Genomic DNA, 26,632 nt, shown 5'->3' on the forward strand with positions numbered 1-26,632 from the left:
GGGTCGGCGTTCGGACCGTCCCATTCGGCATCAGTCGTCGGATCGCGAACACGCGAGGCGACGACACGTAACTCGAGGCGAGAGGCCTTCGACGTGGCAGCACCGCAGAACTACCTCGCAGTCATCAAAGTCATCGGTGTCGGCGGCGGTGGTGTCAATGCCATCAACCGGATGATCGAGGTCGGTCTCAAGGGCGTCGAGTTCATCGCCATCAACACCGACGCGCAAGCTCTGTTGATGAGCGACGCCGACGTCAAACTCGACGTCGGCCGGGAACTCACCCGCGGACTCGGCGCCGGAGCCAACCCGGCCGTCGGCCGCAAGGCGGCCGAGGATCACCGTGAGGAGATCGAGGAGGTCCTCAAGGGGGCCGACATGGTCTTCGTGACGGCCGGCGAGGGCGGCGGCACCGGTACCGGCGGCGCACCCGTCGTCGCCAACATCGCCCGCTCGCTCGGCGCCCTCACCATCGGCGTGGTCACGCGCCCGTTCACCTTCGAGGGACGGCGCCGGGCCAACCAGGCGGAGGACGGCATCGCCGAACTCCGCGAAGAGGTCGACACCCTCATCGTCATCCCGAACGACCGGCTGCTGTCCATCTCGGACCGCCAGGTCTCGGTCCTCGACGCCTTCAAGTCGGCGGACCAGGTCCTGTTGTCGGGTGTTCAGGGCATCACCGATCTCATCACCACGCCCGGTCTGATCAACCTCGACTTCGCCGACGTCAAGTCCGTGATGTCCGAGGCCGGTTCGGCCCTCATGGGCATCGGCTCGGCCCGCGGCGACGACCGCGCGGTGGCCGCCGCCGAGATGGCGATCTCCTCGCCGCTCCTGGAAGCCTCCATCGACGGCGCCCGTGGCGTGCTGCTCTCCATCTCCGGTGGCTCCGACCTCGGTCTCTTCGAGATCAACGAGGCCGCCCAGCTGGTGAGCGAGGCCGCGCACCCCGAGGCCAACATCATCTTCGGCGCGGTCATCGACGACGCGCTCGGCGACGAGGTGCGGGTCACCGTCATCGCCGCCGGCTTCGACGGCGGTCAGCCGCCCTCGAAGCGGGACACCGTCCTCGGCTCGTCCTCGGCCAAGCGCGAGGAGTCCACTCCGGTGCGGTCCTCCTCCGACAGCCGTCCGTCCTTCGGCTCGCTCGGCAGCGTCACCCCCAAGGAGACGCAGGCGCCCGCGCCGGAGCCGGTCAACGAGATCCCGGTCTCCCCGCCGGTTCCGCCGTCCCGGTCGTACTCGGACAGCGCGGCCGAAGAGCTGGACGTGCCGGACTTCCTGAAGTGATAGGACAGCGCTCCGGAACGAGCACAGTGAGCGGCGCGCACTTCGCCTTCACCGACAGGTGGGGCGGGGTGAGCGCCGTTCCGTTCGAGGAGCTCAACCTCGGCGGAGCGGTCGGCGACGACCCCGACGCCGTACGGACCAACCGTGAACTGGCCGCGAAGTCGCTGGGTCTTGACCCGGCTCGCGTGGTCTGGATGAACCAGGTGCACGGCAACGACGTCGCCGAGGCCGACGGGCCGTGGGGGGACCGGCCGGTACCGGAGGCCGACGCGCTCGTCACGGCCGAGCGGGGCCTCGCCCTCGCAGTGCTCACCGCCGACTGCACGCCCGTACTGCTCGCCGACCCTGTCGCCGAAGTCGTCGCCGCCGCCCACGCGGGACGGCCCGGCCTGGTGGCGGGGGTCGTCCCCGAAGCCGTACGGGCCATGGTCGAACTCGGCGCCGAGCCGTCCCGGATCGTCGCGCGCACCGGGCCCACCGTCTGCGGGCGCTGCTACGAAGTGCCGGACGCGATGCGCGCCGAGGTCGCAGCCGTCGAGCCCGCCGCGTACGCCGAGACCAACTGGGGCACTCCCGCCGTCGACGTCGCCGCCGGAGTGCACGCGCAGCTCGACCGGCTCGGTGTGCGTGACCGGGAGCGGTCGCCGGTGTGCACGCTCGAATCGGGGGACCACTTCTCCTACCGTCGCGACCGCACCACCGGGCGGCTCGCGGGTTATGTCTGGCTGGGCTGATAGGACATGACGGACCGTAAGGCTCAACTCGCCGGAAACCTGGCGAAAGTGGAAGAGCGCATCGCGGCGGCGTGCGTCGCCGCCGGGCGCAAGCGTGAAGAGGTGACCCTGATCGTGGTCACCAAGACCTACCCCGCCAGTGATGTGCGGATCCTGTCCGGACTCGGCGTGCGTCACGTCGCCGAGAACCGGGACCAGGACGCGGCGCCCAAGGCGGCGGAATGTTCCGGTCTTCCCCTCTCCTGGCATTTTGTCGGTCAGTTGCAGACCAACAAGGTGCGTTCCGTTCTCGGTTACGCGGATCTAGTGCAGTCCGTCGACCGCGCCAGGCTCGTCACGGCTCTGTCGAAGGAGGCGGTACGGGTGGAGCGCGAGGTGGGATGTCTCATCCAGGTCGCGCTCGACGCCGAAGAGGGTGGCCGAGGAGAGCGCGGAGGCGTGGGGGCGGGCGGAATCGGGGAGTTGGCGGATCTCGTCGCGCAGGCTCCCGGGCTCAGGCTGGAGGGGCTGATGACCGTCGCGCCCCTCACCGGAGCCTATGCGGGACGCCAACAGGCGGCGTTCGAGCGGCTGATGGATTTGTCGACTGCTATGCGCCGCACCCATCCGGCTGCGAACATGGTCTCGGCAGGTATGAGTACGGACCTCGAACAAGCCGTTGCGGCCGGAGCGACACATGTACGCGTCGGTACTGCGGTACTCGGAGTCCGACCCAGGCTCGGGTAACGTCGCCAAGAAGTCGGACCACAGCAGAAAATATGGTCATTACCGCCACTGGGCGGGCATACGACCTCGTGGATCGCGGACACTTGGCAACTCGTCAGCCGATCCACCACAGAGCGGAGGACTCAGAGCATGGCCGGCGCGATGCGCAAGATGGCGGTCTACCTCGGCCTCGTGGAGGACGATGGGTACGACGGCAGGGGTTTCGACCCCGATGACGACTTCGAGCCCGAGCTCGACCCGGAGCCCGAGCGGGACCGTCGTCGGCACGATTCGCCGCACCAGTCACACCAGGCGCATCAGTCCCAACGGGACGAATCGGTACGAGTGGTGCAGCCTCCGGCACCGCGCGACCCGGTGCCACATTCCTCTTCGCTGGCCGCGGAATCCCAGCGTCCGGCGCGGATCGCGCCCGTGGCATCCATCACACAAGAACGTCAGAGCATGGAGAAGAATGCACCGGTGATCATGCCCAAGGTCGTGTCCGAGCGGGAGCCTTACCGGATCACCACTTTGCACCCCCGGACCTACAACGAGGCCCGTACCATCGGGGAACACTTCCGTGAGGGCACCCCGGTGATCATGAATCTGACTGAGATGGATGACACAGACGCGAAGCGACTTGTCGACTTTGCGGCCGGTTTGGTGTTTGGTCTCCACGGCAGCATCGAGCGGGTGACGCAGAAGGTGTTCCTGTTGTCGCCTGCTAACGTCGATGTCACGGCGGAGGACAAGGCCCGTATCGCAGAGGGCGGGTTCTTCAACCAGAGCTGAGACGCAGTACCGGAGTCAAGGTACGGAAACGTACGGAAACAGGGGAGAGGGAAGCACGGATCATGAGCGTGGTCGGGCAGGTTCTCTACATCGCGCTGATGTGTTTCCTCATCGTGCTGATCTTCCGGTTGGTCATGGACTACGTCTTCCAGTTCGCCCGCTCATGGCAGCCAGGCAAGGCGATGGTGGTCGTTCTGGAGGCCACCTACACTGTCACTGATCCACCGCTCAAGCTTCTGCGGCGGTTCATCCCGCCGTTGCGTCTCGGGGGCGTGGCGCTCGACCTGTCCTTCTTCGTACTGATGATCATCGTCTACATCCTGATCTCCGTCGTGAGCCGGCTGTGAACGATACGGTCTTGCCGAATGCCGACGACTACGTTGAGGTGAAGAGATGCCGTTGACCCCCGAGGACGTGCGGAACAAGCAGTTCACGACCGTCCGCCTCCGAGAAGGCTATGACGAGGACGAGGTCGATGCCTTCCTCGATGAGGTCGAAGCCGAACTGACTCGTCTGCTCCGAGAGAACGAGGACCTGCGCGCCAAACTGGCGGCGGCCACGCGCGCGGCTGCGCAGAACCAGCAGCAGGGCATGCGCAAGCCGCCCGAGCAGCAGGACCAGCAGCAGGGCCCGCCGCAGGGCATGCGCGGTCCGGGTGGCCCCGTGCCCGCCGGGATATCGGGCCCGCCGCAGCAGCAGATGGGCGGCCCCATGGGCGGCCCGCCCCAGCTGCCGAGCGGTGCGCCGCAGCTGCCCGCGGGCCCCAGTGGTCAGGGCGGTCCGCAGGGACAGGGTCAGATGGGCCAGGGACCCATGGGCCAGGGCCCGATGGGACACGGCCCGATGGGTCAGGGTCCGATGGGCCAGGGCGGGATGGGACAGGGCCCGATGGGTCAGGGTCCCGGCCAGCAGATGCAGCAGATGCCCGGCCAGATGCAGCCGCAGATGCAGCAGCAGATGGGCGGACCCATGGGTGGCCCCATGGGCGGTCACGGTCCGCAGATGGGGCAGCCCGGTCAGGGCCCCGGCGGCGACAGCGCCGCCCGTGTGCTCTCGCTGGCCCAGCAGACCGCCGACCAGGCGATCGCCGAGGCCCGTTCCGAGGCCAACAAGATCGTCGGCGAGGCTCGCAGCCGTGCCGAGGGCCTGGAGCGCGACGCGCGTTCCAAGGCCGACGCGCTGGAGCGGGACGCGCAGGAGAAGCACCGCGTAGCGATGGGCTCCCTGGAGTCCGCCCGTGCCACGCTGGAGCGCAAGGTCGAGGATCTGCGCGGCTTCGAGCGTGAGTACCGGACCCGGCTGAAGTCCTACCTCGAGTCCCAGCTGCGTCAGCTGGAGACCCAGGCCGATGACTCGCTGGCCCCGCCGCGTGCTCCGGCGGCACCGTCGCTGCCTTCGCCTTCCGCGCCCTCCATGGCTCCGGCCGGTGCGAGTGCGCCGTCCTACGGCGGTGGGCAGATGGGTGGCGGTCCCTCTCCGGTTCCGCCGTCCTACGGCGGGCAGCAGCAGATGTCGCCTGCGATGACGCAGCCGATGGCGCCGGTGCGGCCGCAGGGTCCGTCGCCGATGCAGCAGGCGCCCTCGCCGATGCGTGGGTTCCTCATCGACGAGGACGACAACTGACGGCCAGTTAGTACGCCTCAGGCGTCGGCAGCCTTCAGGGCGGGGCCCCGGGATATCCCGGGGCCCCGCCCTTTTGCGCGGGTGTCTGTGCGAGGGCAAGGCCGAAGGCCCGGCGCCCACCGTGGGTCAGGTGGGTGCCGGGCCTTCTTGCGCGGGTGCGGGTGCGGGTGCGGGTGCGGGTGCGGGTGGTTGTGGGGGTGGGCGGGGAGGTTTATTCGCCCCCTCCGCCCCTTCCCGTCCCGTTTCTGGGGGCTGCGCCCCCAGGCCCCCCTTCGCGCTTCGCGCTCGTCCTCAAGCGCCGGACGGGCTGAAAGGTTGCCCTTACGCCTTGCGTAGGCGGAACGTCAGAGACAGGGGCTCGTCGGTGAAGGGGTCCCCGTAGGTGTCGTCCGCCTCGCCCTGGGCGAAGTCCGTGGCGAGGACCTCGTCGGCGATGAGGGCGGAGTGCTCGGCCAGGGCCGCGATGACGGCCGGGTCCGTGGCGGTCCAGCGCAGCGCGATGCGGTCGGCCACGTCGAGGCCGCTGTTCTTGCGGGCCTCCTGGATCAGGCGGATCGCGTCACGGGCGAGGCCCGCCTGGCGCAGCTCCTCGGTGATCTCCAGGTCGAGGGCGACGGTCGCGCCGGAGTCGGACGCCACCGACCAGCCCTCCCGCGGGGTCTCCGTGATGATCACCTCGTCCGGGGCCAGCGTCACCGTCTCGCCGTCGACCTCGACCGAGGCCGTTCCGGCGCGCAGGGCGAGGGAGAGCGCGGCGGCGTCGGTCTCGGCGACGGCCTTGGCCACCGCCTGGACGCCCTTGCCGAAACGCTTGCCCAGGGCGCGGAAGTTCGCCTTGGCCGTGGTGTCGACCAGGGAGCCGCCCACCTCGCTCAGAGCGGCCAGCGAGCTCACGTTCAGCTCTTCGGTGATCTGCGCGTGCAGCTCGCGGTCCAGGGTCTCGAAGCCCGTCGCCGCGACCAGCGCGCGGGACAGCGGCTGGCGGGTCTTGACACCGGACTCCGCGCGCGTGGCGCGGCCGAGCTCCACGAGACGGCGTACGAGCACCATCTGCCTGGACAGCTCCGGGTCGATGACGGACAGGTCCGCCTCCGGCCAGGAGGACAGGTGTACGGACTCGGGGGCGCCCGGTGTGACCGGCACCACCAGGTCCTGCCAGACCCGCTCGGTGATGAACGGGGTCAGCGGGGCCATCAGCCGCGTGACGGTCTCGACGACCTCGTGCAGGGTGCGCAGCGCCGCCCTGTCGCCCTGCCAGAAGCGGCGGCGGGAGCGGCGTACGTACCAGTTGGACAGGTCGTCGACGAACGCCGACAGGAGCTTTCCGGCGCGCTGGGTGTCGTACGCCTCCAGGGCCTGGGTCACCTGGTCGGTGAGCGCGTGGAGTTCGGAGAGGAGCCAGCGGTCCAGGACGGGGCGGTCGGCCGGAGCCGGGTCCGCCTCGCTGGGTGCCCAGCCGGAGGTGCGCGCGTACAGGGCCTGGAAGGCGACCGTGTTCCAGTACGTGAGGAGGGTCTTGCGGACGACCTCCTGGATGGTGCCGTGGCCCACACGGCGTGCCGCCCAGGGGGAGCCGCCGGCCGCCATGAACCAGCGGACGGCGTCGGCGCCGTGCTGGTCCATCAGCGGGATCGGGTCAAGGGTGTTGCCCAGGTGCTTGGACATCTTGCGGCCGTCCTCGGCGAGGATGTGGCCCAGGCACACGACGTTCTCGTACGACGACTTGTCGAAGACGAGGGTGCCGACCGCCATCAGCGTGTAGAACCAGCCGCGGGTCTGGTCGATGGCCTCCGAGATGAACTGCGCCGGGTAGCGGCTCTCGAAGAGCTCCTTGTTCTTGTACGGGTAGCCCCACTGCGCGAACGGCATCGAACCCGAGTCGTACCAGGCGTCGATGACCTCCGGGACGCGGGTGGCCGTGCCCTCGCACTGGGGACACGCGAAGGTGACCTCGTCGATGTACGGGCGGTGCGGGTCCAGGTTCGACTGGTCGGTGCCGGTCAGCTCGGAGAGTTCCGCGCGGGAGCCGACGCAGGTGAGGTGGCCCTCGTCACAGGTCCACAGGGGGAGCGGAGTGCCCCAGTAACGGCTGCGGGAGAGCGCCCAGTCGATGTTGTTGTTCAGCCAGTCACCGAAGCGGCCGTTCTTGACGGACTCAGGGAACCAGTTGGTCTTCTGGTTCTCCTGGAGGAGGCGGTCCTTGATGGCCGTGGTGCGGATGTACCAGGACGGCTGCGCGTAGTAGAGGAGCGCGGTGTGGCAGCGCCAGCAGTGCGGGTAGCTGTGCTCGTACGGGATGTGCTTGAAGAGCAGTCCGCGGTCCTGGAGGTCCTCGGTGAGCTTTTCGTCCGCCTTCTTGAAGAAGACACCGCCTACGAGGGGCACGTCCTCCTCGAAGGTGCCGTCCGGGCGGACGGGGTTCACCACGGGCAGACCGTACGCGCGGCAGACCTTGAGGTCGTCCTCACCGAAGGCGGGGGACTGGTGGACCAGGCCCGTACCGTCCTCGGTCGTCACGTAGTCGGCGTTCACCACGTAGTGGGTGGGTACGTCCGTGGGGAACTCCACCAGCTCGAACGGACGTTGATACGTCCAACGCTCCATCTCGGCGCCGGTGAAGGACTCGCCGGTGGTCTCCCAGCCCTCGCCGAGGGACTTCTCGAGGAGGGGTGCGGCGACGACGAGCTTCTCGTCGCCGTTCGTCGCCACGACGTAGCTGACGTCCGCGTGCGCGGCGACCGCGGTGTTGGAGACCAGCGTCCAGGGGGTGGTCGTCCACACCAGGAGCGAGGCCTGGCCGGCGAGCGGACCGGAGGTGAGCGGGAAACGGACGTACACGGACGGGTCGACGACCGTCTCGTAGCCCTGTGCCAGCTCGTGGTCGGAGAGGCCGGTGCCGCAGCGCGGGCACCAGGGGGCGACGCGGTGGTCCTGGACCAGCAGGCCCTTGTTGAAGATCTCCTTGAGCGACCACCACACGGACTCGACGTACTCGGGGTCCATCGTGCGGTAGGCGTCGTCGAGGTCGACCCAGTAGCCCATGCGGGTCGTCAGCTCGGCGAAGGCGTCGGTGTGGCGGGTCACGGACTCGCGGCACTTGTCGTTGAACGCGGCGATGCCGTACGCCTCGATGTCCTGCTTGCCGCTGAAGCCCAGCTCCTTCTCGACGGCCAGCTCGACGGGGAGGCCGTGGCAGTCCCAGCCGGCCTTGCGGGCCACGTGGTAGCCCCGCATGGTGCGGAAGCGCGGGAAGACGTCCTTGAAGACGCGCGCCTCGATGTGGTGGGCTCCCGGCATGCCGTTCGCGGTGGGCGGGCCCTCGTAGAACACCCATTCGGGGCGGCCCTCGGACCGCTCAAGGGTCTTGGCGAAGACCTTCTGCTCGCGCCACAGGTCGAGCACGGCGTGCTCGAGGGCGGGCAGGTCGACCTGGGCGGGTACCTGGCGGTACGTCGGCGCTGTCATCAGCGAGCTTCCTCCAACGGACTTGCTGCCTTCCGTCGGAGGGACGAGAGCCTGTGCGGCTGCCTAGCAGCCGCCGCGGACGCCGTGTGCGGCGCGCTCCCGCGGTACCACCCTCCTTGGCCCTCCGGTGCTCTGTGCGCACCGGCGAGCCCCCTCATTGGGGTCGCGATACCGGGTCTACTGGCCTTCGCCGCTGGGCTGTGGCTTTCTTCCGGTGGCTCCGGGGTGATCTTCGCGTCGCGCTGTCCCCCGGGCTTCCACCGCCCCCGGGTCGCTCCTGGCCGCTCACGCCGCTACTCGTCCCCATCCACGCTTCTCGCTCGACCCAGTGTACGGCGCCGGGGGGACAGCGCCCGACCGGTTTTCCGGGGTGGGCCGGTGGCCTGCGAGGTGACCCGAATGGCGAGGTGCGGAGTTCCGGATCCTGGGACGCCGGACTCGACGGATTACCCGGCGGGGAGCTGGGCACAACGCATGCAGGCTCGTCGCGCGGGACCCGCGGGGCGGCCGGATCGTTGGTGCGTCCCGTTGCCGTGGGCCAGAAGTCGATTTATCGTCCCAGCACGATTCGCGAGCGTGATCACGATATGTGAAGGGGCCGCGGCCATGGTGGCGAAGAAGACCGCCGTACAGCAGTCGGCGTCCGGCAGATCCACGGGTCCGGCGGCCAAGGACGTGGGTGGAAAGAAGAGCGCGCAGGCGGCACCGGAGGAGGCCGGAACCGCCGCGAAGCCGGTGAAGAACGCCTCCAGGAAGGCCGCCAGGACGTCCAGGACGTCCGAGGAGGCCGCCAGGGCGGTCACCGGGGAGGCGGCCGTCTCCCCGGAAGCCGATTCGACGGTCGGCGCCTCCGAAGCGGCTGCCTCCAAGGCGGCCGTTCCGAAGGGGTCCGCCTCGAAAAGGGCTGCCCCCAGGGCGGCTGTTTCGAAGACGGTGGCCAAGAAGGCCGCCGCGAGGAAGACCACCGCCAAGAAGGCGGTGGCCGGAAAGGTCGTCGGGAAGAAGGCCGCGGTGGCGGAGGCGACCGCTCCGGAGGGGACGGCGCCGGCGAAGGGCGCTGCCACGAAGAGGGCCGGTGCGAAGCGCGCCGCCAAGAAGAGCAGCGGCACGGCGAAGAAGACGGTCGCGTCCGCGGCCCAGGGCGCGGCGGAGGCCGCGAAGACGACGGGAGCCACGACGGTGGTTGCGAAGAAGACTCCTGGTACGGCCACGGCGGCGAAGAAGCCCGGTCCGGTCCCCAAGGCGCGGGTCTCCGCGGTGGTGGTGCCCGGCGAGCTCGCGGTGCGCTCCGGTGAGGACCCCTGGACCCCGGAAGAGGCCGCGGAGGCGCGCGCGGAGCTCCAGTCCGAGGCCCTGCGGCTGAGCTCCGAGATCTCCTCGTCCGAGGAGGCGCTCGCGGGCCTGATGCGGGACTCCGGCGACGGCGCGGGCGACGACCAGGCGGACACCGGCACGAAGAACATCACGCGTGAGTCCGAGATGGCCCTCAACGCCAACGCGCGCGAGATGCTGGAGCAGACCGAGCGGGCGCTCCAACGCCTCGACGCGGGCACGTACGGCCTCTGTGAGAACTGCGGCAACCCCATCGGCAAGGCGCGGATGCAGGCCTTCCCGCGCGCCACCCTGTGCGTCGAGTGCAAGCAGAAGCAGGAGCGCCGCTACTGATCGGCGCGGGAGCGCTCCTGAGCACGTGGGCGCCAGGGGGTGTGTCGTACCCTCGTCCTCAGTCAGGAACCTAGGTTGAGGGACTCACGTGGCAGAGGCGGAGCGCATCATCGGTACGCCGGACATCCCAGGGGCGGCGGGGTCCGGGCCGGAGCAGTCCGACGAGAACGCGGCGTCGGGCGACCGGTCCGGTGCGGACGGGCCTGCCCCGGCCGGGCGGTCCGGCGCGGACGGGAGCGAGAGCCCGGCCGAGCGCTCCGGCGCGGCCGAGGACGGGAGCCCGGGGGAGCGGCCGAAGGGCAGGCGGAGGATCGCGGTCCTGTTCACCGTCGCCGCGCTGGCGTACCTCCTCGACCTCGTCAGCAAGATGATCGTGGTCGCGAAGCTGGAGCACCACGACTCGATCGAGGTCATCGGGGACTGGCTGAAGTTCGAGGCGATCCGCAACGCCGGCGCGGCCTTCGGCCTGGGCGAGGCCTTCACCATCATCTTCACGGTGATCGCGGCGGCCGTCATCGTGGTGATCGCACGGCTCGCGCGCAAGCTCTACAGCCTGCCCTGGGCGATCGCGCTCGGCCTGCTGCTGGGCGGCGCGCTGGGGAACCTGACCGACCGGATCTTCCGCTCGCCCGGTGTCTTCGAGGGCGCGGTCGTCGACTTCATCGCGCCCAAGCACTTCGCGGTCTTCAACCTGGCCGACTCGGCGATCGTCTGCGGCGGCATCCTGATCGTGCTGCTGTCCTTCCGCGGCCTCGACCCGGACGGGACCGTCCACAAGGGCTGAGCGCGCGGGCGTACGGCGTCCTGGGAGCGCACTGACGTTCGGGCTGTGGTCGGGCGGTGTCCGACCCGTCCGGCATACTCGACGGGTGAGCACCGTTCCCGAGATCCGCAACCTGCCCGTGCCCGACGGACTGGAGGGCGAGCGCGTCGACGCCGCCATCTCCCGTATGTTCGGCTTCTCCCGCACGAAGGCCGCCGAGCTGGCCGCGTCGGGGAAGGTCACGGTCGACGGCTCGGTGGTCGGCAAGTCCGAGCGGGTGCACGGCGGTGCCTGGCTGGAAGTGGAGATGCCGCAGGCTCCCGCGCCCGTGCAGATCGTCGCGGAGCCCGTCGAGGGCATGCAGATCATCCATGACGACGACGACATCGTCGTGATCGTGAAGCCGGTCGGCGTCGCCGCGCACCCCAGCCCCGGCTGGACCGGGACCACCGTCATCGGCGGCCTCGCGGCCGCGGGCTACCGGATCTCGACCTCCGGTGCCGCCGAGCGCCAGGGCATCGTGCACCGGCTCGACGTCGGCACCTCGGGCCTGATGGCGGTGGCCAAGTCCGAGCGCGCGTACACGTCGCTGAAGCGGCAGTTCAAGGAACGCGTCGTCGACAAGCGCTACCACGCGCTGGTCCAGGGCCACCCGGACCCGATGAGCGGCACGATCGACGCTCCGATCGGGCGCCACCCCAACCACGACTACAAGTGGGCCGTGACGGCGGAGGGCAAGCCCTCGGTCACGCACTACGACCTCATCGAGGCGTTCCGCGCCGCCAGCCTCCTCGACATCAAGCTGGAGACCGGGCGCACGCACCAGATCCGCGTCCACATGTCCGCCCACCGGCACCCCTGTGTCGGCGACCTGACCTACGGCGCGGACCCGACGCTCGCCAAGCGGTTCGGACTCACCCGCCAGTGGCTGCACGCGGTGCGGCTCGGCTTCGAGCACCCCGGTGACGGGCAGTGGGTGGAGTTCGCGAGCGACTACCCCGAGGACCTGAGCAAGGCCCTCGACAAGGTCCGTGAGGAGAGCTACGCGTGAGTGATCCGTACGAGGTGCGGGTCGCCGGGGACGCCGTCGACCGCGAGGCGTGCTTCGCGGTGCGCAAGGAGGTCTTCGTCGGCGAGCAGGGCGTGCCCGAGGACATCGAGTACGACGCGTACGACGAGGGGGCCCTGCACGTCCTGGCCATCCGCGACGACGGGACGCCGCTCGGCACGGGCCGGCTCCTGTACGGCGAGGCCGCCGCCGCGAAGACCGACGGTGACCTCACCGTCGGCTCGCTCGGGCGGCTCGCCGTGAAGCGGGAGGCGCGCGGGCTCGGCGTCGGTGTCGCACTCGTACGCGCCGTCGAGGACGCGGCACGCGCGCGTGGACTGGCCGCGGTGGACCTGCACGCGCAGACGCACGCGCTCGGGTTCTACGAGCGGCTCGGGTACGTGGCCTACGGCGCTGAGTTCCCGGACGCCGGGATCGCGCACCGGGCGATGCGCCGAGAGCTCTGAGCGGAGCGGCGAGGCTGTCGTCGACGCATTGTCGTAGGCGCGTGGCACGCTTGGGGTCTGGATCTTCCCTGATCTCCCCGACCCCGCCGGAGTGTTGACCGTGGATCAGCTGGCCCTGTTGTTCGCGCTGTTGCTCGGGGCCATCCTCAGTGTCCCGCTGGGAGCCCGGCTGGGGCTGCCCGCGCCGGTGCTGATGACGCTCCTCGGCATCGTCCTCGCCGTGCTGGACTTCGTCCCCAACGTGGACATCCCGCCCGACCTGATCCTGCCCGCGCTGCTGCCGCCCCTGCTCTACGCCGCGGTGCGGCGCACCTCGTGGCGACAGTTCACGGCCAACATGCGCCCGATCTTCCTGCTGGCCGTGGCGCTGGTGTTCGTCACCACGGCGGCGGTCGCCGTGGTCGCGAGCGCGATCGTGCCCGGACTGCCGATCGCCGCCGCCGTGGCGCTCGGCGCCCTGGTCGCGCCCCCCGACCCGGTCGCCGCCACCGCCGTCGCGGGACAGCTCGGGCTGCCCCGCCGGCTGGTGTCGACACTGGAGGGGGAGGGCCTCTTCAACGACGTGACGGCCATCGTGCTGTACCACGTAGCGATCGCCGCGGCGGTCAGCGGAAGCTTCTCACCGTGGCGGGCCGGCCTCGACTTCGTGCTGTCCGCCGTCATCGCGCTCGCCGTGGGACTCGCCCTCGGCTGGGGCACGAACAAGCTGATGGGCCTGCTGGACGACGCCACCCTGCACATCGGCCTGACCCTGCTCGTGCCGTTCGCCTCCTACGTACTGGCCGAGGAACTGCACGGCTCCGGCGTGCTCGCGGTGCTCATCACCGCGCTGTTCCTCGCGGAGTTCGCCACCGATGCCGACGACGTCCTGATCCGGCTCGCCGGGCAGTCGTTCTGGGACGTGGTGGACACGCTGGTCACCGGGGTCGCGTTCGGGCTGATCGGACTCGAGCTGCACAACGCGATCAACACGGCGTCCGGGCGGTGGGGCGAGATGCTGGGCTGGGCCGCGGCCATCGTCGGCGTCGTCGTGTTCGTACGCCTGGCGTGGCTGCTCCCCGCCACCTGGCTGACCAAACGGCTGCACGCCAAGCGGGACTACGACGAGGACATCCCGATCTCCTGGCGGGAGACCGTCGTGATGTGGTGGTCGGGAATGCGCGGGGTCGCCTCGGTGGCCCTGGCGCTCGCGATTCCGCTGAAGACCGACGACGGGTCACCCTTTCCGGACCGGGACGAGATCGTGTTCATCGCGTTCGGAGTGATCATGGCGACGCTCCTGGTCCAGGGACTGACCCTGCCCTGGCTCGTCAAGAAGCTCGGTGTGCAGGCCGACACCAAGAGCGAGATGGCCTTCGAGAGGGAGCTCGCCGTCCGGGCGGCGAAGGCCGCGAGGGCGAGGCTCAAGGAGATCGAGGCGGCGGAGGAGCTGCCGGACGAGTTGTCCGAGCAGCTCCGGCGCCGGGCGCTCGACATCGGGCTGCGGATCAGTCCGGACCTGGGGGCGGCCGACGACGAGCGCCGGGAGCGGCACGAGCAGCGGGTCGAGCGGATAAAGAGGTTCCGGCGGGTTCAGGAGGAGATGCTCAGCGCGGCCCGGCACGAGATGCTGTCCGCGCGCGGCGAACCGGGGGCCGACCCGGAGATCGTGGACCGGGTACTGCGGCATCTGGACGTGCGCAGCCTGCGGTGACGCTGAGGACCGAGGGGCAACGGGGGTGCGGAGCGCGGGCCTTGCGCCGCGCTCCGCGTCTGGGGTCAGCCCCGGCCCGTCCCGGTGCGCGGCGGCTCGGTGGCCCGCGAGCGGTCCTGGCGGGGGGAGTGGCCGTTGACGTGGCTCGGCGGCAGGACCGCGTCCGCCGTGTTGACGCGGGGCAGCGCGTAGGGGTGCTCCTCGGTCAGCCAGCGGATCAACCGCTCGCGGACCGTCACCCGTACCGTCCAGATGTCGTCCGCGTCCTTCGCGGTGACCAGGGCGCGTACCTCCATGGTGTTGGCGGTCGAGTCCGTGACGGCCAGCCCGTAGTCGCGGCCGTCCCAGGCCGGGCAGTCGCGCAGGATGTCCCGCAACTGCCCGCGCATCGCCTCCACGGGGGCGGAGTGGTCGACCTGGAAGAAGACGATGCCGGTCATCTGGGCACTGCCGCGCGACCAGTTCTCGAAGGGCTTCGAGACGAAGTACGAGACCGGCATCGTGATCCGGCGCTCGTCCCATGTCCGCACCGTCAGGAACGTCAGGGTGATCTCGTCGACCGTGCCCCACTCGCCGTCCACCACGACCGTGTCGCCGAGCCGCACCATGTCGCCGAAGGCGATCTGCAGGCCCGCGAACATGTTGGCGAGCGTCGACTGGGCGGCCACACCGGCGACGATGCCGAGGATGCCGGCCGAGGCCAGCAGGGAGGCACCGGCCGCGCGCATCGCCGGGAACGTGAGCAGCATCGCGGCGACCGCCACCACACCCACGATCGCCGAGACCACGCGCTGGATCAGGGTCACCTGGGTGCGCACCCGGCGGACCCGCGCCGGATCGCGGTGGGCGTTGGCGAAGCGCGAGTACGAGGTCTCCACGATCGCCGCCGCGATCCGCACGATCAGCCAGGCGGTGGACCCGATCAGGACCAGCGACAGGATCCGGCCGGTGCCGGCCGAGTGCTCACGGGCGATGTGGGCCTGGTCGTAGGAGCCTCTCAGCAGGGCCACGCACAGCACGAGCTGGAAGGGGATGCGGGCCCGCCGGAGCAGACCCCAGAGGCCGGGCTCCTCGCGCCGGGCGTCGGCCCGCCGCAGCAGTATGTCGACGGCCCACCCGATGAGCAGCGTGAGCACGACCGAGCCGCCGAGGACGATCAGTGGGCGCAGTACGTTCTCCATGCCTGAGACCGTAACCGGCCCGGCGGGCTCATGAACACGTGTTCCTGGCCCGGTCCGGGGTATCGCGTGGCCGGTCCCGGCCTGATCAGGCGTTGTCAGTGCGGACTGGCACCATGGGACTCATGAACATCATGCTCTTTCACTCGACCTACGGGCTCCGGCCCGCGGTGGACGCTGCGGCGGACCGGCTGCGCGCGGCGGGCCACGAGGTGTGGACTCCCGACCTCTTCGAGGGGCACACCTTCGAGACCGTGGAGGAGGGCATGGCCTTCAACGACGGGATCGGCAAGGACGATCTGCTCAGACGCGCGGTGCTGGCAGCCGCGCCCTACTCCGACCGCGGTCTGGTGTACGCGGGGTTCTCGCTCGGCGCCTCCGTCGCGCAGACCCTCGCGCTCGGCGACGAGAAGGCCCGCGGCCTGCTCCTTCTGCACGGTACGTCGGACATCGCGGAGAGCGCGTCGGTGGACGACCTGCCCGTCCAGCTGCATGTCGCCGAGCCCGACGCCTTCGAGACGGACGACTGGCTGAGCTCCTGGTATCTCCAGATGGGGAGAGCCGGGGCCGACGTGGAGGTCTATCGGTACGCAGGCGCGGGGCACCTGTACACCGACCCCGACCTGCCCGACTACGACGCCGAGGCCGCCGAGGCCACCTGGAAGGTGGCGCTCGGCTTCCTCGACAGTCTGTGACAGGCCTCCGGGGCTCTCACACCGGGTCGTACGTCCGCTCCACCTTCTGCGTGCCGCTGCGCGTGCGGTACGAACGGGCCCAGGACGAGGTCGCGTTGGCCTTCGTGCGGTCGGAGAGCACGTAGTAGTCCATCTGCGCGCGGTCGGCGGTGATGTCCAGGACGCCGTAGCCGTGGCGGTCGGTGTCGACCCAGTGGACGTGCCGGTTGGCGAGCCGGATGACCGGCTCGGCGATGGCCGAGACGGAGCCCTCGGAGACCTTGAGGATGTCGTCGAGGTTGTCGGAGGTGACCGAGGTGACGACGAACTCCGTGGCGGCGGACGCGGACAGCGGGTACGTGGCGGCGTCGACCGGCACGTCGTTGGCCCAGGCCATGTGGATGTCGCCGGTCAGGAAGACCGTGTTGCGGATCGCGTTGGACCGCAGATGGGCCAGGATCTCGCGGCGGTCGTCCGTGTAGCCGTCCCACTGGTCGGTGTTGAGTGCCAGGCCCTCCTTGGGGAGGCCGAGCAGCTCGGCGAGCGGCTTGAGGAGACCGGCGGCGAGCGAGCCGATGGCGAACGGCGAGATCATCACCGAGTTGCCGACCAGCCGCCAGGTGGTGTCCGAGGCCTTGAGACCCGACTTCAGCCAGTCGAGCTGCGCCCGGCCGGTGATCGTACGCTCCGGGTCGTCGACCGAGCCGCTGCCCGTGGACGCCTGCTGGGAGCGGAACGAGCGCAGGTCGAGCAGCGAGAGGTCGGCGAGCTTGCCGAAACGCAGCCGGCGGTAGGTGGTTCCCGTGATGGCCGGGCGGACCGGCATCCACTCGAAGTAGGCCTGTTTCGCGGCGGCCTGGCGCGCGGACCAGGCGCCCTCCGTGCCCTCGGTGTGGTTCTCGGCGCCGCCCGACCAGGCGTCGTTGGCGAACTCGTGGTCGTCCCATATCGCGACGACGGGGGCGGCCGCGTGCAGCGCCTGGAGGTCGGGGTCGGTCTTGTAACGCCCGTGCCGGATGCGGTAGTCGGCGAGGGTGGTGATCTCGTTGGCCGGGGCGTGCGGGCGTACGACGGTGTCGCGGGTGCCGTACTCGCCGGCCGCGTACTCGTAGATGTAGTCGCCGAGGTGCAGCCAGGCGTCGAGGTCGCCGCGGGCGGCGAGATGGCGGTACGAGGAGAAGTAGCCCGCCTCCCAGTTGGCGCAGGAGACCACGCCGAAGCGCAGGCCGGTGACCGCGGCGTCGGCGGCGGGGGCGGTGCGGGCGCGGGCGGCGGGCGAGTCGGTTCCGCCTGCGGAGAAGCGGAACCAGTAGTCCGTGGCCGGGCGAAGGCCGCGGATGTCGGCCTTCACGGTGTGGTCGGTGGCCGCCGACGCGGTGGTGGAACCCTTGGCGACGACCGTGCCGAACGCCTTGTCCGTGGCGACGGTCCAGCTCACCTCGGTGTCCGGACCGAGCCCGGAGCCCGGTACCGCCTCGGCGGTGGGCGTCACCCGGGTCCACAGCAGAATGCCGTCGGGCAGCGGATCGCCGGAGGCGACGCCGTGCAGGAAGGCCGGGGTCCCGGTGGCGGCGCGGGCCGGGAGAGAGGCCGCGAGCGGGGCCGCGAGGACGGCGGTGGCGGCCGCGGCCTTGACGACCGTACGGCGGCGCGGGGCGCGGGAGTCGGCGGCGCCCGAGAGGTCGGATGATCTGAAGCGACTGGTCACGAGCGAGCAGGTTACCGGCCAGTACAAGGAAAGAGCGGGCGAACTCCGAAAAGTTCGCCCGCTCTTCGACTGCTGGACCCGTCAAGTCGCGGGAGGGCCAGGCTCGTCGGGTTCCGAGGCCGGCTGATCCGTCAGCTCCTGAGCCGGTCGGCCCGGTACGTCAGGCCTTGAGCGCCGCGTCGATCGCCGTGGTGAAGTCGGCCACCGTCATCGGCGCGTTCTGGCCGTCGGAACCGGTGAGCGCCTTGCCGTCCATCTTCAGGGTCGGCGTGCCCTGCACTCCGCTGTCGTCGAACTTCGAGGACATCTCCAGCGCCCACTTGTCGTAGGTGCCGTTCTTGACGGCCGTCTGGAACTTGGTGTTGCCCTTCAGCGCGGAGACGGTGTCCGCCACCTCGATGAGGTACGAGTCCTTCTTGAACTTGTCGTCGGACTCCTCGGGGTGCCACTTCGTCGAGTACAGCGCGGTCTTGTACTCGAGGAAGGCCTCGGGGCTGACGTTCAGCGCGGCGCCCAGGGCGCTGAGCGCGTTCTTGGAGCCCTCACCGGACAGGCTGTTGTCGAGGAAGGTGGCGCCTATGTACTGGACCTTGTAGTCGCCGGCCTCGATGCCCTTGTCGACGGTCGCGCCGACCGTCTGCTCGAACTGGGCGCAGATCGGGCAGCGCGGGTCCTCGTACATCTCGAGGGTCTTCTTGGCGGTGCTCTTGCCGACGACGACGGTCGTGCCGTTCGTGCCCGTGGTGTTGGCCGGCTTGACGAGCTTGTCGTCCTTCGCGGCCTCCCAGTAGCCGGGCTTGTTGCCCTGTACGACCGCGTAGCTGATGCCGCCGGCTATCGCGAGGACGCCGACGATGGAGAAGGCCACGATGACCTGGCGCTTGACCTTGTCGCGCTTCGCCTGGCGCTCGCGCTCGACGCGCAGGCGCTCACGGGCGGCCGTCTTCGCGGCCTTGCTGTTCCGCTGGCTCATATCGGTGATCTCCAGATGGGACGCGCACACGTCGTATGCGGGATGCGTATGGGGGACTGCTGGTGCTCGGGCGCTGTCGCTCAGGCGGGCCTGGTCACGCGAAAGCGACGGAGCTCGGCGGTCCGCGCCGACCCAGGGAGTGCACGAACAGGCGGATGCGGGCGGTGGCCGCCCGGCGCGTGGGGCGGGGCAGCCGGCGTACCGGCGCGAGCAGCCGCACGGTCACCGCGGCGACCGCGATCAGCAGCGGCCGGAAGGTGGACGCGGCGGCCGCGCGCAGCAACTGCTCCAGCGCCCGCTCGCCGCGGCGCAGCCAGGCGGCCGCGAGGAGTCCGATGCCGACGTGCGCGCCGAGCAGCAGCCAGGCGGCGGTCGCGTCGGCGTGGGTGAGCAGGGCGGCGGCACGGTCGCCGCCGGTGCCGGTCACCCGGGTCAGCGGGGCGCCGACGGTGCCCCCGCCGCACAGCAGGTCGAGGCCGACCGAGCGCAGCGGGCCCGCGACCGGGCCGCCCGCCCTGCCGTAACAGACGTGCTGGCCCGTGGTGAAGACGGTGTCGGCGGCCAGCTCCAGCGGTATCAGCAGCGCGGCGATCCGGCCGAAGCCGCGCTCGCGGCCCCCCAGGACGTAGGCGAGGACGAAGACGGCGGCGGCGATCGCGGCCACCGTCCCCATCGGCAGCGGGACCCGCGACAGCAGCACGTGCGACGCGGTGCTGAGCGTCACGACCATGGCCGTGAACAGCACCGCGCGAACGGCTCTGAGGTGGGTCCCGGATATGTCCATAGCGGGGAGAGTGTGTCACGTGCTCCTGTAAGGGACCCCTAAAGGGTCCCTGTGAGTTGGCCCCTCGCTACAGACCCGGGATCCGGCCGTTACGGAACAGGTCCACGAAGATCTGGTGGTCGGCGCGGGCGCGGGCGCCGTAGTGGTGGGCGAAGTCGACCAGGAGGCCGGCGAAACCCTCCTCGTCGGCGGCGATCGCGGCGTCGATGGCCCGCTCCGTGGAGAAGGGCACCAGCTCCGAGTGGCCGCTCTCGTCGTCCGCCGCCGCGTGCATGGTTGCCGTGGAGCGGCCCAGGTCGGCGACGACCGCGGCGATCTCCTCCGGGTCGTCGATGTCGCCCCAGTTCAGGTCCACCGCGTACGGCGACACCTCGGCGACCAGCTGTCCCGCGCCGTCCAGCTCGGTCCAGCCCAGCCACGGGTCGGCGTGCGCCTGGAGGGCGCGCTGCGAGATCACCGTGCGGTGGCCCTCGTGCTGGAAGTACTCGCGGATCGAGGAGTCCGTGATGTGCCGGGAGACGGCGGGGGTCTGGGCCTGCTTGATGTAGATCACCACATCGTTCTCCAGGGCGTCGCTGTTGCCCTCCAGAAGGATGTTGTACGACGGCAGGCCCGCCGAACCGATGCCGATGCCGCGGCGGCCGACGACGTCCTTCACGCGGTAGGAGTCGGGGCGGGTCAGTGAGGACTCCGGCAGTGTCTCCAGATAGCCGTCGAAGGCGGCGAGGACCTTGTAGCGGGTCGCCGCGTCCAGCTCGATGGAGCCGCCGCCGGGCGCGAAGCGTCGCTCGAAGTCACGGATCTCGGTCATCGAGTCGAGCAGCGCGAAGCGGGTCAGCGAGCGGGCGTCGCGCAGCGCGTCCAGCAGTGGTCCCTCGGCGGTGTCCAGCGTGAAGGGCGGCACCTCGTCGCTCTTGGCGCCGGTCGCGAGGGCGTGGATCCGCTCGCGGTAGGCGGCGGCGTAGGTGCGCACCAGGCCGGAGATCTGCTCGTCGCTGAGCGCCTTCGCGTAGCCGATCAGCGCCAGGGAGGCCGCGAGGCGCTTGAGGTCCCAGGTGAAGGGGCCGACGTAGGCCTCGTCGAAGTCGTTCACGTTGAAGATCAGGCGGCCCTGGGCGTCCATGTACGTGCCGAAGTTCTCGGCGTGCAGGTCGCCGTGGATCCACACGCGAGAGGTGCGCTCGTCCAGGTACGGGCCGCCCCGCCTGTCCTGCTCCAGGTCGTCGTAGAACAGGCCCGCCGTGCCCCGGTAGAAGGCGAAGGCGGAGGCCGCCATCTTGCGGAACTTCACGCGGAACGCGGCCGGGTCGGCGGCCAGGAGCTCGCCGAAGGCGGTGTCGAAGACGGCGAGGATCTGCTCGCCGCGTTGCTCGTCGCTGAGCTGCGGGTCCGACATCGCTGGGTGCCTCCTGGTGCAGGTGGTGCTTGACGTGTGGGACAGGCCCGGGACAGGCGTCCCGTCCACTTCCAACGGGCGACGGAACGCCGGAGTGCCCGGATCTCCCGGGCGAAGGTACGCGCTCACCGAACGAGTACCCGCATGAAGGTACGCGGGACCGCCCGCGGAGTGTCAGCGCCCCGGCATAGACTTCGACGCTGTCCCCCCAGACTGTCCGCAGCCCTTAGCCCAGCGTTTCCTCAGGAGGCCGAAGCCGTGTCAAAGCCGCCGTTCACGCACCTGCACGTCCACACCCAGTACTCGCTGCTGGACGGTGCCGCGCGGCTCAAGGACATGTTCAATGCCTGCAATGAGATGGGCATGTCGCACATCGCCATGAGCGACCACGGCAACCTCCACGGGGCGTACGACTTCTTCCACACGGCGAAGAAGATGGGCGTCACGCCGATCATCGGGATCGAGGCGTACGTCGCCCCGGAGTCCCGGCGCAACAAGCGCAAGATCCAGTGGGGCCAGCCGCACCAGAAGCGGGACGACGTGTCCGGTTCGGGTGGTTACACGCACAAGACGATCTGGGCGGCGAACAGTACGGGCCTGCACAACCTCTTCAAGCTCTCCTCGGACGCGTACGCCGAGGGCTGGCTCACGAAGTGGCCGCGCATGGACAAGGAGACCATCTCCCAGTGGTCGGAGGGCCTCATCGCCTCCACCGGCTGCCCCTCCGGTGAGCTCCAGACCCGGTTGCGGCTCGGCCAGAAGGACGAGGCACTCAAGGCGGCCGCCGAGTACCAGGACATCTTCGGCAAGGACCGGTACTTCCTGGAGCTGATGGACCACGGCATCGAGATCGAGCGCCGGGTCCGCGACGGCCTGCTCGAGATCGGCAAGAAGCTCGGCATCCCGCCCCTGGTGACCAACGACTCGCACTACACGTACGCGCACGAGGCGACCGCGCACGACGCGCTGCTGTGCATCCAGACCGGCAAGAACCTCTCGGACCCGGACCGCTTCCGCTTCGACGGCACCGGTTACTACCTGAAGTCCACGGACGAGATGTACGCCGTCGACTCCTCGGACGCCTGGCAGGAGGGCTGCGCCAACACCCTCCTGGTCGCCGAACAGATCGACACGGCCGGCATGTTCGAGGCGAAGAACCTCATGCCGAAGTTCGACATCCCGGAGGGGTTCACCGAGGTCACCTGGTTCAAGGAGGAGGTCCGCCTCGGCATGGAGCGGCGCTTCCCCGGCGGCGTCCCCGACGACCGCCAGAAGCAGGTCGAGTACGAGATGGACGTCATCATCCAGATGGGGTTCCCGGGGTACTTCCTCGTCGTCGCCGACTTCATCATGTGGGCGAAGAACCAGGGCATCGCGGTGGGCCCCGGCCGTGGCTCCGCGGCCGGTTCGATCGTCGCCTACGCCATGGGCATCACCGACCTCGACCCGATCCCGCACGGTCTGATCTTCGAGCGGTTCCTCAACCCCGAGCGCGTCTCCATGCCCGACGTCGACATCGACTTCGACGAGCGTCGGCGCGTCGAGGTGATCAGGTACGTGACCGAGAAGTACGGCGCCGACAAGGTCGCCATGATCGGCACGTACGGAAAGATCAAGGCGAAGAACGCCATCAAGGACTCCGCGCGCGTGCTGGGCTACCCGTACGCGATGGGCGACCGCCTCACCAAGGCCATGCCCGCCGACGTCCTCGGCAAGGGCATCGACCTCAGCGGCATCACCGACCCCGCGCACCCGCGCTACAGCGAGGCGGGCGAGATCCGGGCGATGTACGAGAACGAGCCGGACGTGAAGAAGGTCATCGACACCGCCAAGGGCGTCGAGGGCCTGGTCCGGCAGATGGGCGTGCACGCGGCCGGCGTGATCATGTCCAGCGAGCCCATCGTCGACCACGCCCCGGTCTGGGTGCGGCACACGGACGGTGTGACCATCACGCAGTGGGACTACCCGCAGTGCGAGTCGCTCGGCCTGCTGAAGATGGACTTCCTCGGCCTGCGCAACCTGACGATCATGGACGACGCCGTCAAGATGGTGAAGTCCAACAAGGGTGTCGACCTCGACCTGCTGGCCCTCCCGCTGGACGACCCGACGACCTTCGAACTGCTCCAGCGCGGTGAGACCCTCGGCGTCTTCCAGTTCGACGGCGGCCCCATGCGCTCGCTGCTGCGCCTGATGAAGCCCGACAACTTCGAGGACATCTCCGCCGTCTCGGCGCTCTACCGTCCCGGCCCGATGGGCATGGACTCTCACACCAACTACGCGCTCCGCAAGAACAAGCTCCAGGAGATCACCCCGCTCCACAAGGAGCTGGAGGAGCCCCTCCAGGAGGTCCTGGCCGTCACCTACGGCCTGATCGTCTACCAGGAGCAGGTGCAGAAGGCCGCCCAGATCATCGCCGGGTACTCGCTCGGCGAGGCCGACATCCTGCGCCGCGTGATGGGCAAGAAGAAGCCCGACGAACTGGCGAAGAACTTCACCATCTTCCAGGCCGGCGCCAAGAAGAACGGCTACAGCGACGAGGCCATCAAGGCCCTGTGGGACGTGCTGGTCCCCTTCGCCGGCTACGCGTTCAACAAGGCGCACTCCGCCGCGTACGGCCTGGTCTCGTACTGGACCGCGTACCTGAAGGCGAACTACCCCGCCGAGTACATGGCGGGGCTGCTCACCTCGGTCAAGGACGACAAGGACAAGTCCGCGGTCTATCTGAACGAGTGCCGGCGCATGGGCATCAAGGTGCTCCCGCCGAACGTCAACGAGTCGGAGCAGAACTTCGCCGCGCAGGGCGACGACGTGATCCTCTTCGGCCTCTCGGCCGTCCGCAACGTCGGGACGAACGTGGTCGAGTCGATCATCAGGAGCCGCAAGGCCAAGGGGAAGTACGGCTCGTTCCCCGACTACCTCGACAAGGTCGAGGCGGTCGCCTGCAACAAGCGCACCACCGAATCGCTGATCAAGGCGGGCGCGTTCGACACGATGGGGCACACCCGCAAGGGCCTCACCGCGCAGTTCGAGCCGATGATCGACAACGTGGTGGCGGTCAAGCGCAAGGAGGCCGAGGGGCAGTTCGACCTCTTCGGGGGCGGCGACGATGACACCAGCGAGCCGGGCTTCGGCCTGGACGTCGAGTTCACGGCCGACGAGTGGGACAAGGTCTATCTGCTCGCCCAGGAGCGGGAGATGCTCGGTCTGTACGTCTCCGACCACCCGCTCTTCGGCCTGGAGCACGTGCTGTCCGACAAGGCGGACGCCGGTATCTCCCAGCTCACCGGAGGCGAGCACTCGGACGGCGCGGTGGTGACCATCGGCGGCATCATCTCGGGCCTCCAGCGCAAGATGACCAAGCAGGGCAACGCCTGGGCGATCGCCACGGTGGAGGACCTCGCGGGCTCCATCGAGTGCATGTTCTTCCCCGCCACCTACCAACTGGTGTCGACCCAACTCGTCGAGGACGCCGTGGTGTTCGTCAAGGGGCGCCTCGACAAGCGCGAGGACGTGCCGCGGCTCGTCGCGATGGAGCTCCAGGTCCCCGACCTGTCGAACGCGGGCACCAACGCGCCGGTGATCCTCACCATCCCGTCCGTGAAGGTCACCCCGCCGATGGTGAGCCGGCTCGGTGAGATCCTCAGTCACCACAAGGGCGAGAGCGAGGTCCGCATCAGGCTCCAGGGCCCGCTCAAGACGACGGTGCTGCGGCTCGACCGGCACCGGGTGAAGCCGGACCCGGCACTCTTCGGTGACCTGAAGGTGCTCCTCGGACCGGCCTGTCTGGCCGGCTGACACAACGGGCGGAGAACAGGCGGACAACAGACGGACATTGGCGGGCGACCTGCCGACCGACGTACGCGAGGGGCGCATCCGGATCCGGATGCGCCCCTCGGCGTGTGCACGGGCCTCGACGGCCCGTTCGGGCTTCAACAGCCCGGCGCCGGGTTCTAGTTGTGGCCGAAACGCTTCTGGTGCTTACGGGCGACATCCGCCGGGCTGCCCTGGATCTGCGGCATCGGCGACTGCTGTGCCTCTGTCGAGGACCGGTCGGCCTGCTCCTGCGCACGCTCGGCCTGCGAGGAACGGTCCTGTTGGCCGCCCTGCTTGCGGTTCTTGTTCTTGGCCATGGTGATTGCCTCCCGCGGGGGTTCTAGGGGCCAGGGCCGGAATCAGATTCACATAGGCTGAGAAGTAGCGCATTTCGGAGAATTACCGTGCGTAATAAGCCCTGTCGGAGGGTGATCCCCGGATACGCCACGCCGAAGATCGAGTTCCGGCCGTTAACCTCCGCGTGGTCGGGCAGACTCGAAGGAAGCCCGTAGCAAACCTCCCGGAAAGAGGGTGGACCGCGTGGACCGCTGCATCGTCCTGGTGGACGCCGGGTATCTGCTCGGGGCTGCCGCCAGCCTCCTCGCCGGGGACTCCTCCCGATCCCGGATCACCGTCGACCACGCCGCCCTCATCCAGGGCCTGCGCGAGCGCGCCGAATCCGACACGGAGCGGCCGCTGCTGCGCATCTACTGGTTCGACGGTGCCCCCGACCGCGTACCACAGCCGGAGCACCGCAGACTGCGCGTGATGCCACGTGTCACGGTGCGGCTGGGCGCTCTGACCCGCAGCGACGGGCGGTGGGCCCAGAAGGGCGTCGACGCCGCCATGCACGCGGAGCTGACCGAGCTGGCCCGCAACCGGGCCTGCTCCGACGTGGTCCTGGTGACCGGCGACGGCGATCTGCTGCCGGGCATGATGGCGGCCAAGGAGCACGGGGTCGCCGTACACCTGTGGGCCGTGCAGGCGGCCGACGGGGACTACAACCAGTCCGAGGACCTGGTGGCCGAGGCCGACGAGCGCCGGGTGCTCGACCGGGCCTGGATCACCAAGGCCGTACGCGCCAAGGAACTCGGCGGGATCTGCGCGCCGTCGCCGGTGCCGCGCCCCGAGATCGCCGCGATCCTCTCCGCGCCGCTGCCCGAGTCGGCGCACGCCGCCGCGGCCGAGCGGTCCGCGCCGGAGACGGAGCACACCTCGGCGGACACGTCCGCGAACGGCGCCGAGGAGCGGACGCCCGCGTCCAAGGGCGTACCCACCCCTAAGGATCTGGCCGCGCTGCGTGGGCCCGGCACACAGCCCGCCCAGCACCCCGCGAGCGCGACCCTGCGCTGGTCGTCCGACAAGGGCTGGGTCGAGCGCCCCGGCGGCGCCGCCGAGTCCGCGGAGGCCGCCTCGCTGCCCACCCTCGCCCAGCTCACCTCCGCCGAGCAGCGCTGGGCGGACCGTGAGGAGGACATCACCACGGTCGGCGGCGATCCCTACGAGGTGGGGCAGGTCTTCGCGCGCCGCTGGATGGGCCGGCTCACCGACCAGAGCCATCTCCAGAAGCTGTCCACGATGTACCCCCGCGTTCCGCACCGGGTGGACGGCGAACTGCTGCGCTACGCGGCCCGCTTCGGGCTGCTCGCGCACAAGGACGACCAGATCGACGAGCACGACCGGTACGCGATCCGGGCGGGCTTCTGGCGCGAGATCGACGTGCGGACGGCGGCGGAACACGCGCCGGCGGGGGACTGAGCGCGAGACGGTGGGCCGCCCCCGCGACGAGTGGGCCACGGGCGCGGAACGGGCCTCCCGTGGGCCGGTCACAGGCCCGCGAGCGGTCTCGCGGCGGGGTGAGCCG

21 protein-coding genes are annotated in these 26,632 nt (G+C 69.9%); 14 read left to right on the plus strand and 7 right to left on the minus strand.

The genetic code is table 11. The features are described from left to right. Positions 1–93: 93 nt before the first annotated feature. From ftsZ to ACIBLC_RS21295, 6 genes are all read left to right on the plus strand, one after another. The gene (gene ftsZ / locus ACIBLC_RS21270; protein WP_399212619.1) at positions 94–1,287 is read left to right on the plus strand and encodes a cell division protein FtsZ; all 1,194 of its coding nucleotides are present in this window, start codon (positions 94–96) and stop codon (positions 1,285–1,287) included. Continuing rightward, a complete protein-coding gene (gene pgeF / locus ACIBLC_RS21275) occupies positions 1,284–2,021 on the plus strand; it encodes a peptidoglycan editing factor PgeF (RefSeq protein ID WP_399212620.1) in 738 nt (245 codons plus the stop codon). Before ftsZ ends, pgeF begins: the two co-directional genes overlap by 4 nt. Before the next feature lie 6 nt (positions 2,022–2,027). Next, positions 2,028–2,747, plus strand: coding sequence for a YggS family pyridoxal phosphate-dependent enzyme (locus ACIBLC_RS21280; RefSeq protein ID WP_399212621.1), 720 nt, complete (start codon positions 2,028–2,030; stop codon positions 2,745–2,747). Positions 2,748–2,876: 129 nt separating this feature from the next. Beyond that, on the plus strand, positions 2,877–3,518 hold the full coding sequence (locus ACIBLC_RS21285; RefSeq protein ID WP_399212622.1) for a cell division protein SepF: 642 nt from the start codon (positions 2,877–2,879) through the stop codon (positions 3,516–3,518). Between the two features lie 62 nt (positions 3,519–3,580). Then, positions 3,581–3,865: a YggT family protein gene (locus ACIBLC_RS21290; protein WP_028803186.1), complete on the plus strand. Its 285-nt coding sequence runs from the start codon at positions 3,581–3,583 to the stop codon at positions 3,863–3,865. A gap of 46 nt (positions 3,866–3,911) precedes the next feature. Continuing rightward, positions 3,912–5,141 carry a DivIVA domain-containing protein gene (locus ACIBLC_RS21295; protein ID WP_399212623.1) on the plus strand — a complete coding sequence of 410 codons (1,230 nt, stop codon included), beginning with the start codon at positions 3,912–3,914 and terminating at the stop codon, positions 5,139–5,141. Between the two features lie 321 nt (positions 5,142–5,462). Here the strand turns inward: ACIBLC_RS21295 and ileS are convergent, their stop codons facing one another. Then, positions 5,463–8,606 (minus strand): isoleucine--tRNA ligase, encoded by a 3,144-nt coding sequence (gene ileS, locus ACIBLC_RS21300; protein ID WP_399212624.1) that lies wholly within the window; start codon positions 8,604–8,606, stop codon positions 5,463–5,465. A gap of 606 nt (positions 8,607–9,212) precedes the next feature. Between ileS and ACIBLC_RS21305 the strand changes: the two genes are divergently transcribed. The 5 genes from ACIBLC_RS21305 (at position 9,213) to ACIBLC_RS21325 (ending at position 14,242) form a co-directional block, all read left to right on the plus strand. After that, positions 9,213–10,271 (plus strand): TraR/DksA C4-type zinc finger protein, encoded by a 1,059-nt coding sequence (locus ACIBLC_RS21305; RefSeq protein WP_399212844.1) that lies wholly within the window; start codon positions 9,213–9,215, stop codon positions 10,269–10,271. Between the two features lie 88 nt (positions 10,272–10,359). Beyond that, positions 10,360–11,055, plus strand: coding sequence for a signal peptidase II (gene lspA / locus ACIBLC_RS21310; RefSeq protein ID WP_399212625.1), 696 nt, complete (start codon positions 10,360–10,362; stop codon positions 11,053–11,055). A gap of 85 nt (positions 11,056–11,140) precedes the next feature. Beyond that, positions 11,141–12,085 carry an RluA family pseudouridine synthase gene (locus ACIBLC_RS21315; RefSeq protein WP_399212626.1) on the plus strand — a complete coding sequence of 315 codons (945 nt, stop codon included), beginning with the start codon at positions 11,141–11,143 and terminating at the stop codon, positions 12,083–12,085. After that, entirely contained in the window at positions 12,082–12,549 is a 468-nt protein-coding gene (locus ACIBLC_RS21320) for a GNAT family N-acetyltransferase (protein ID WP_399212627.1), read from the plus strand. Before ACIBLC_RS21315 ends, ACIBLC_RS21320 begins: the two co-directional genes overlap by 4 nt. A gap of 100 nt (positions 12,550–12,649) precedes the next feature. Next, complete coding sequence (locus ACIBLC_RS21325) at positions 12,650–14,242, plus strand: Na+/H+ antiporter (RefSeq protein ID WP_399212628.1); 1,593 nt, start codon at positions 12,650–12,652, stop codon at positions 14,240–14,242. A gap of 65 nt (positions 14,243–14,307) precedes the next feature. Here ACIBLC_RS21325 and ACIBLC_RS21330 read toward each other — a convergent pair whose 3' ends face one another. After that, positions 14,308–15,423 (minus strand): mechanosensitive ion channel family protein, encoded by a 1,116-nt coding sequence (locus ACIBLC_RS21330; protein WP_399212629.1) that lies wholly within the window; start codon positions 15,421–15,423, stop codon positions 14,308–14,310. Positions 15,424–15,545: 122 nt separating this feature from the next. Here ACIBLC_RS21330 and ACIBLC_RS21335 point away from each other — a divergent pair, with 122 nt between their 5' ends. After that, positions 15,546–16,115: a dienelactone hydrolase family protein gene (locus tag ACIBLC_RS21335; RefSeq protein WP_399212630.1), complete on the plus strand. Its 570-nt coding sequence runs from the start codon at positions 15,546–15,548 to the stop codon at positions 16,113–16,115. A gap of 16 nt (positions 16,116–16,131) precedes the next feature. On the opposite strand, the gene ACIBLC_RS21340 is transcribed toward ACIBLC_RS21335, so the two are convergent. From ACIBLC_RS21340 to ACIBLC_RS21355, 4 genes are all read right to left on the minus strand, one after another. Further along, positions 16,132–17,802, minus strand: a complete 1,671-nt coding sequence (locus tag ACIBLC_RS21340) for an alkaline phosphatase D family protein (protein WP_399212631.1) — start codon at positions 17,800–17,802, stop codon at positions 16,132–16,134. 160 nt (positions 17,803–17,962) lie between these two features. After that, a complete protein-coding gene (locus tag ACIBLC_RS21345) occupies positions 17,963–18,775 on the minus strand; it encodes a thioredoxin domain-containing protein (RefSeq protein WP_399212632.1) in 813 nt (270 codons plus the stop codon). Between the two features lie 94 nt (positions 18,776–18,869). Further along, complete coding sequence (locus ACIBLC_RS21350) at positions 18,870–19,559, minus strand: hypothetical protein (protein WP_399212633.1); 690 nt, start codon at positions 19,557–19,559, stop codon at positions 18,870–18,872. A 67-nt stretch (positions 19,560–19,626) separates the two neighbouring features. Then, positions 19,627–20,955 carry a DUF2252 domain-containing protein gene (locus tag ACIBLC_RS21355; protein WP_399212634.1) on the minus strand — a complete coding sequence of 443 codons (1,329 nt, stop codon included), beginning with the start codon at positions 20,953–20,955 and terminating at the stop codon, positions 19,627–19,629. Between the two features lie 258 nt (positions 20,956–21,213). On the opposite strand from ACIBLC_RS21355, the gene dnaE reads away from it, so the two are divergent. Next, positions 21,214–24,750 (plus strand): DNA polymerase III subunit alpha, encoded by a 3,537-nt coding sequence (gene dnaE, locus ACIBLC_RS21360; RefSeq protein WP_399212635.1) that lies wholly within the window; start codon positions 21,214–21,216, stop codon positions 24,748–24,750. Between the two features lie 155 nt (positions 24,751–24,905). Here the strand turns inward: dnaE and ACIBLC_RS21365 are convergent, their stop codons facing one another. Further along, positions 24,906–25,085 carry a hypothetical protein gene (locus ACIBLC_RS21365; protein WP_399212636.1) on the minus strand — a complete coding sequence of 60 codons (180 nt, stop codon included), beginning with the start codon at positions 25,083–25,085 and terminating at the stop codon, positions 24,906–24,908. A gap of 223 nt (positions 25,086–25,308) precedes the next feature. Between ACIBLC_RS21365 and ACIBLC_RS21370 the strand changes: the two genes are divergently transcribed. Next, complete coding sequence (locus tag ACIBLC_RS21370; RefSeq protein ID WP_399212637.1) at positions 25,309–26,526, plus strand: NYN domain-containing protein; 1,218 nt, start codon at positions 25,309–25,311, stop codon at positions 26,524–26,526. Positions 26,527–26,632 lie beyond the last annotated feature (106 nt).

It is taken from the genome of Streptomyces sp. NPDC050535 (assembly GCF_044457665.1).
In the GTDB taxonomy this organism is placed as follows: Bacteria; Actinomycetota; Actinomycetes; order Streptomycetales; family Streptomycetaceae; genus Streptomyces.

What these genes read in the sequence shown, in the direction of transcription:
- ACIBLC_RS21305 (WP_399212844.1), top strand. Translation starts at nt 9,213, where the DNA reads ATGGTGGCGAAGAAGACCGCCGTACAGCAGTCGGCGTCCGGCAGATCC.
- ACIBLC_RS21295 (WP_399212623.1), top strand. Translation starts at nt 3,912, where the DNA reads ATGCCGTTGACCCCCGAGGACGTGCGGAACAAGCAGTTCACGACCGTC.
- ACIBLC_RS21290 (WP_028803186.1), top strand. Translation starts at nt 3,581, where the DNA reads ATGAGCGTGGTCGGGCAGGTTCTCTACATCGCGCTGATGTGTTTCCTC.
- ACIBLC_RS21330 (WP_399212629.1), bottom strand. Translation starts at nt 15,423, where the DNA reads ATGGAGAACGTACTGCGCCCACTGATCGTCCTCGGCGGCTCGGTCGTG.
- ACIBLC_RS21345 (WP_399212632.1), bottom strand. Translation starts at nt 18,775, where the DNA reads ATGAGCCAGCGGAACAGCAAGGCCGCGAAGACGGCCGCCCGTGAGCGC.
- ACIBLC_RS21335 (WP_399212630.1), top strand. Translation starts at nt 15,546, where the DNA reads ATGAACATCATGCTCTTTCACTCGACCTACGGGCTCCGGCCCGCGGTG.
- ACIBLC_RS21365 (WP_399212636.1), bottom strand. Translation starts at nt 25,085, where the DNA reads ATGGCCAAGAACAAGAACCGCAAGCAGGGCGGCCAACAGGACCGTTCC.
- ACIBLC_RS21285 (WP_399212622.1), top strand. Translation starts at nt 2,877, where the DNA reads ATGGCCGGCGCGATGCGCAAGATGGCGGTCTACCTCGGCCTCGTGGAG.
- ileS (WP_399212624.1), bottom strand. Translation starts at nt 8,606, where the DNA reads ATGACAGCGCCGACGTACCGCCAGGTACCCGCCCAGGTCGACCTGCCC.
- ACIBLC_RS21355 (WP_399212634.1), bottom strand. Translation starts at nt 20,955, where the DNA reads ATGTCGGACCCGCAGCTCAGCGACGAGCAACGCGGCGAGCAGATCCTC.
- ACIBLC_RS21350 (WP_399212633.1), bottom strand. Translation starts at nt 19,559, where the DNA reads ATGGACATATCCGGGACCCACCTCAGAGCCGTTCGCGCGGTGCTGTTC.
- ACIBLC_RS21280 (WP_399212621.1), top strand. Translation starts at nt 2,028, where the DNA reads ATGACGGACCGTAAGGCTCAACTCGCCGGAAACCTGGCGAAAGTGGAA.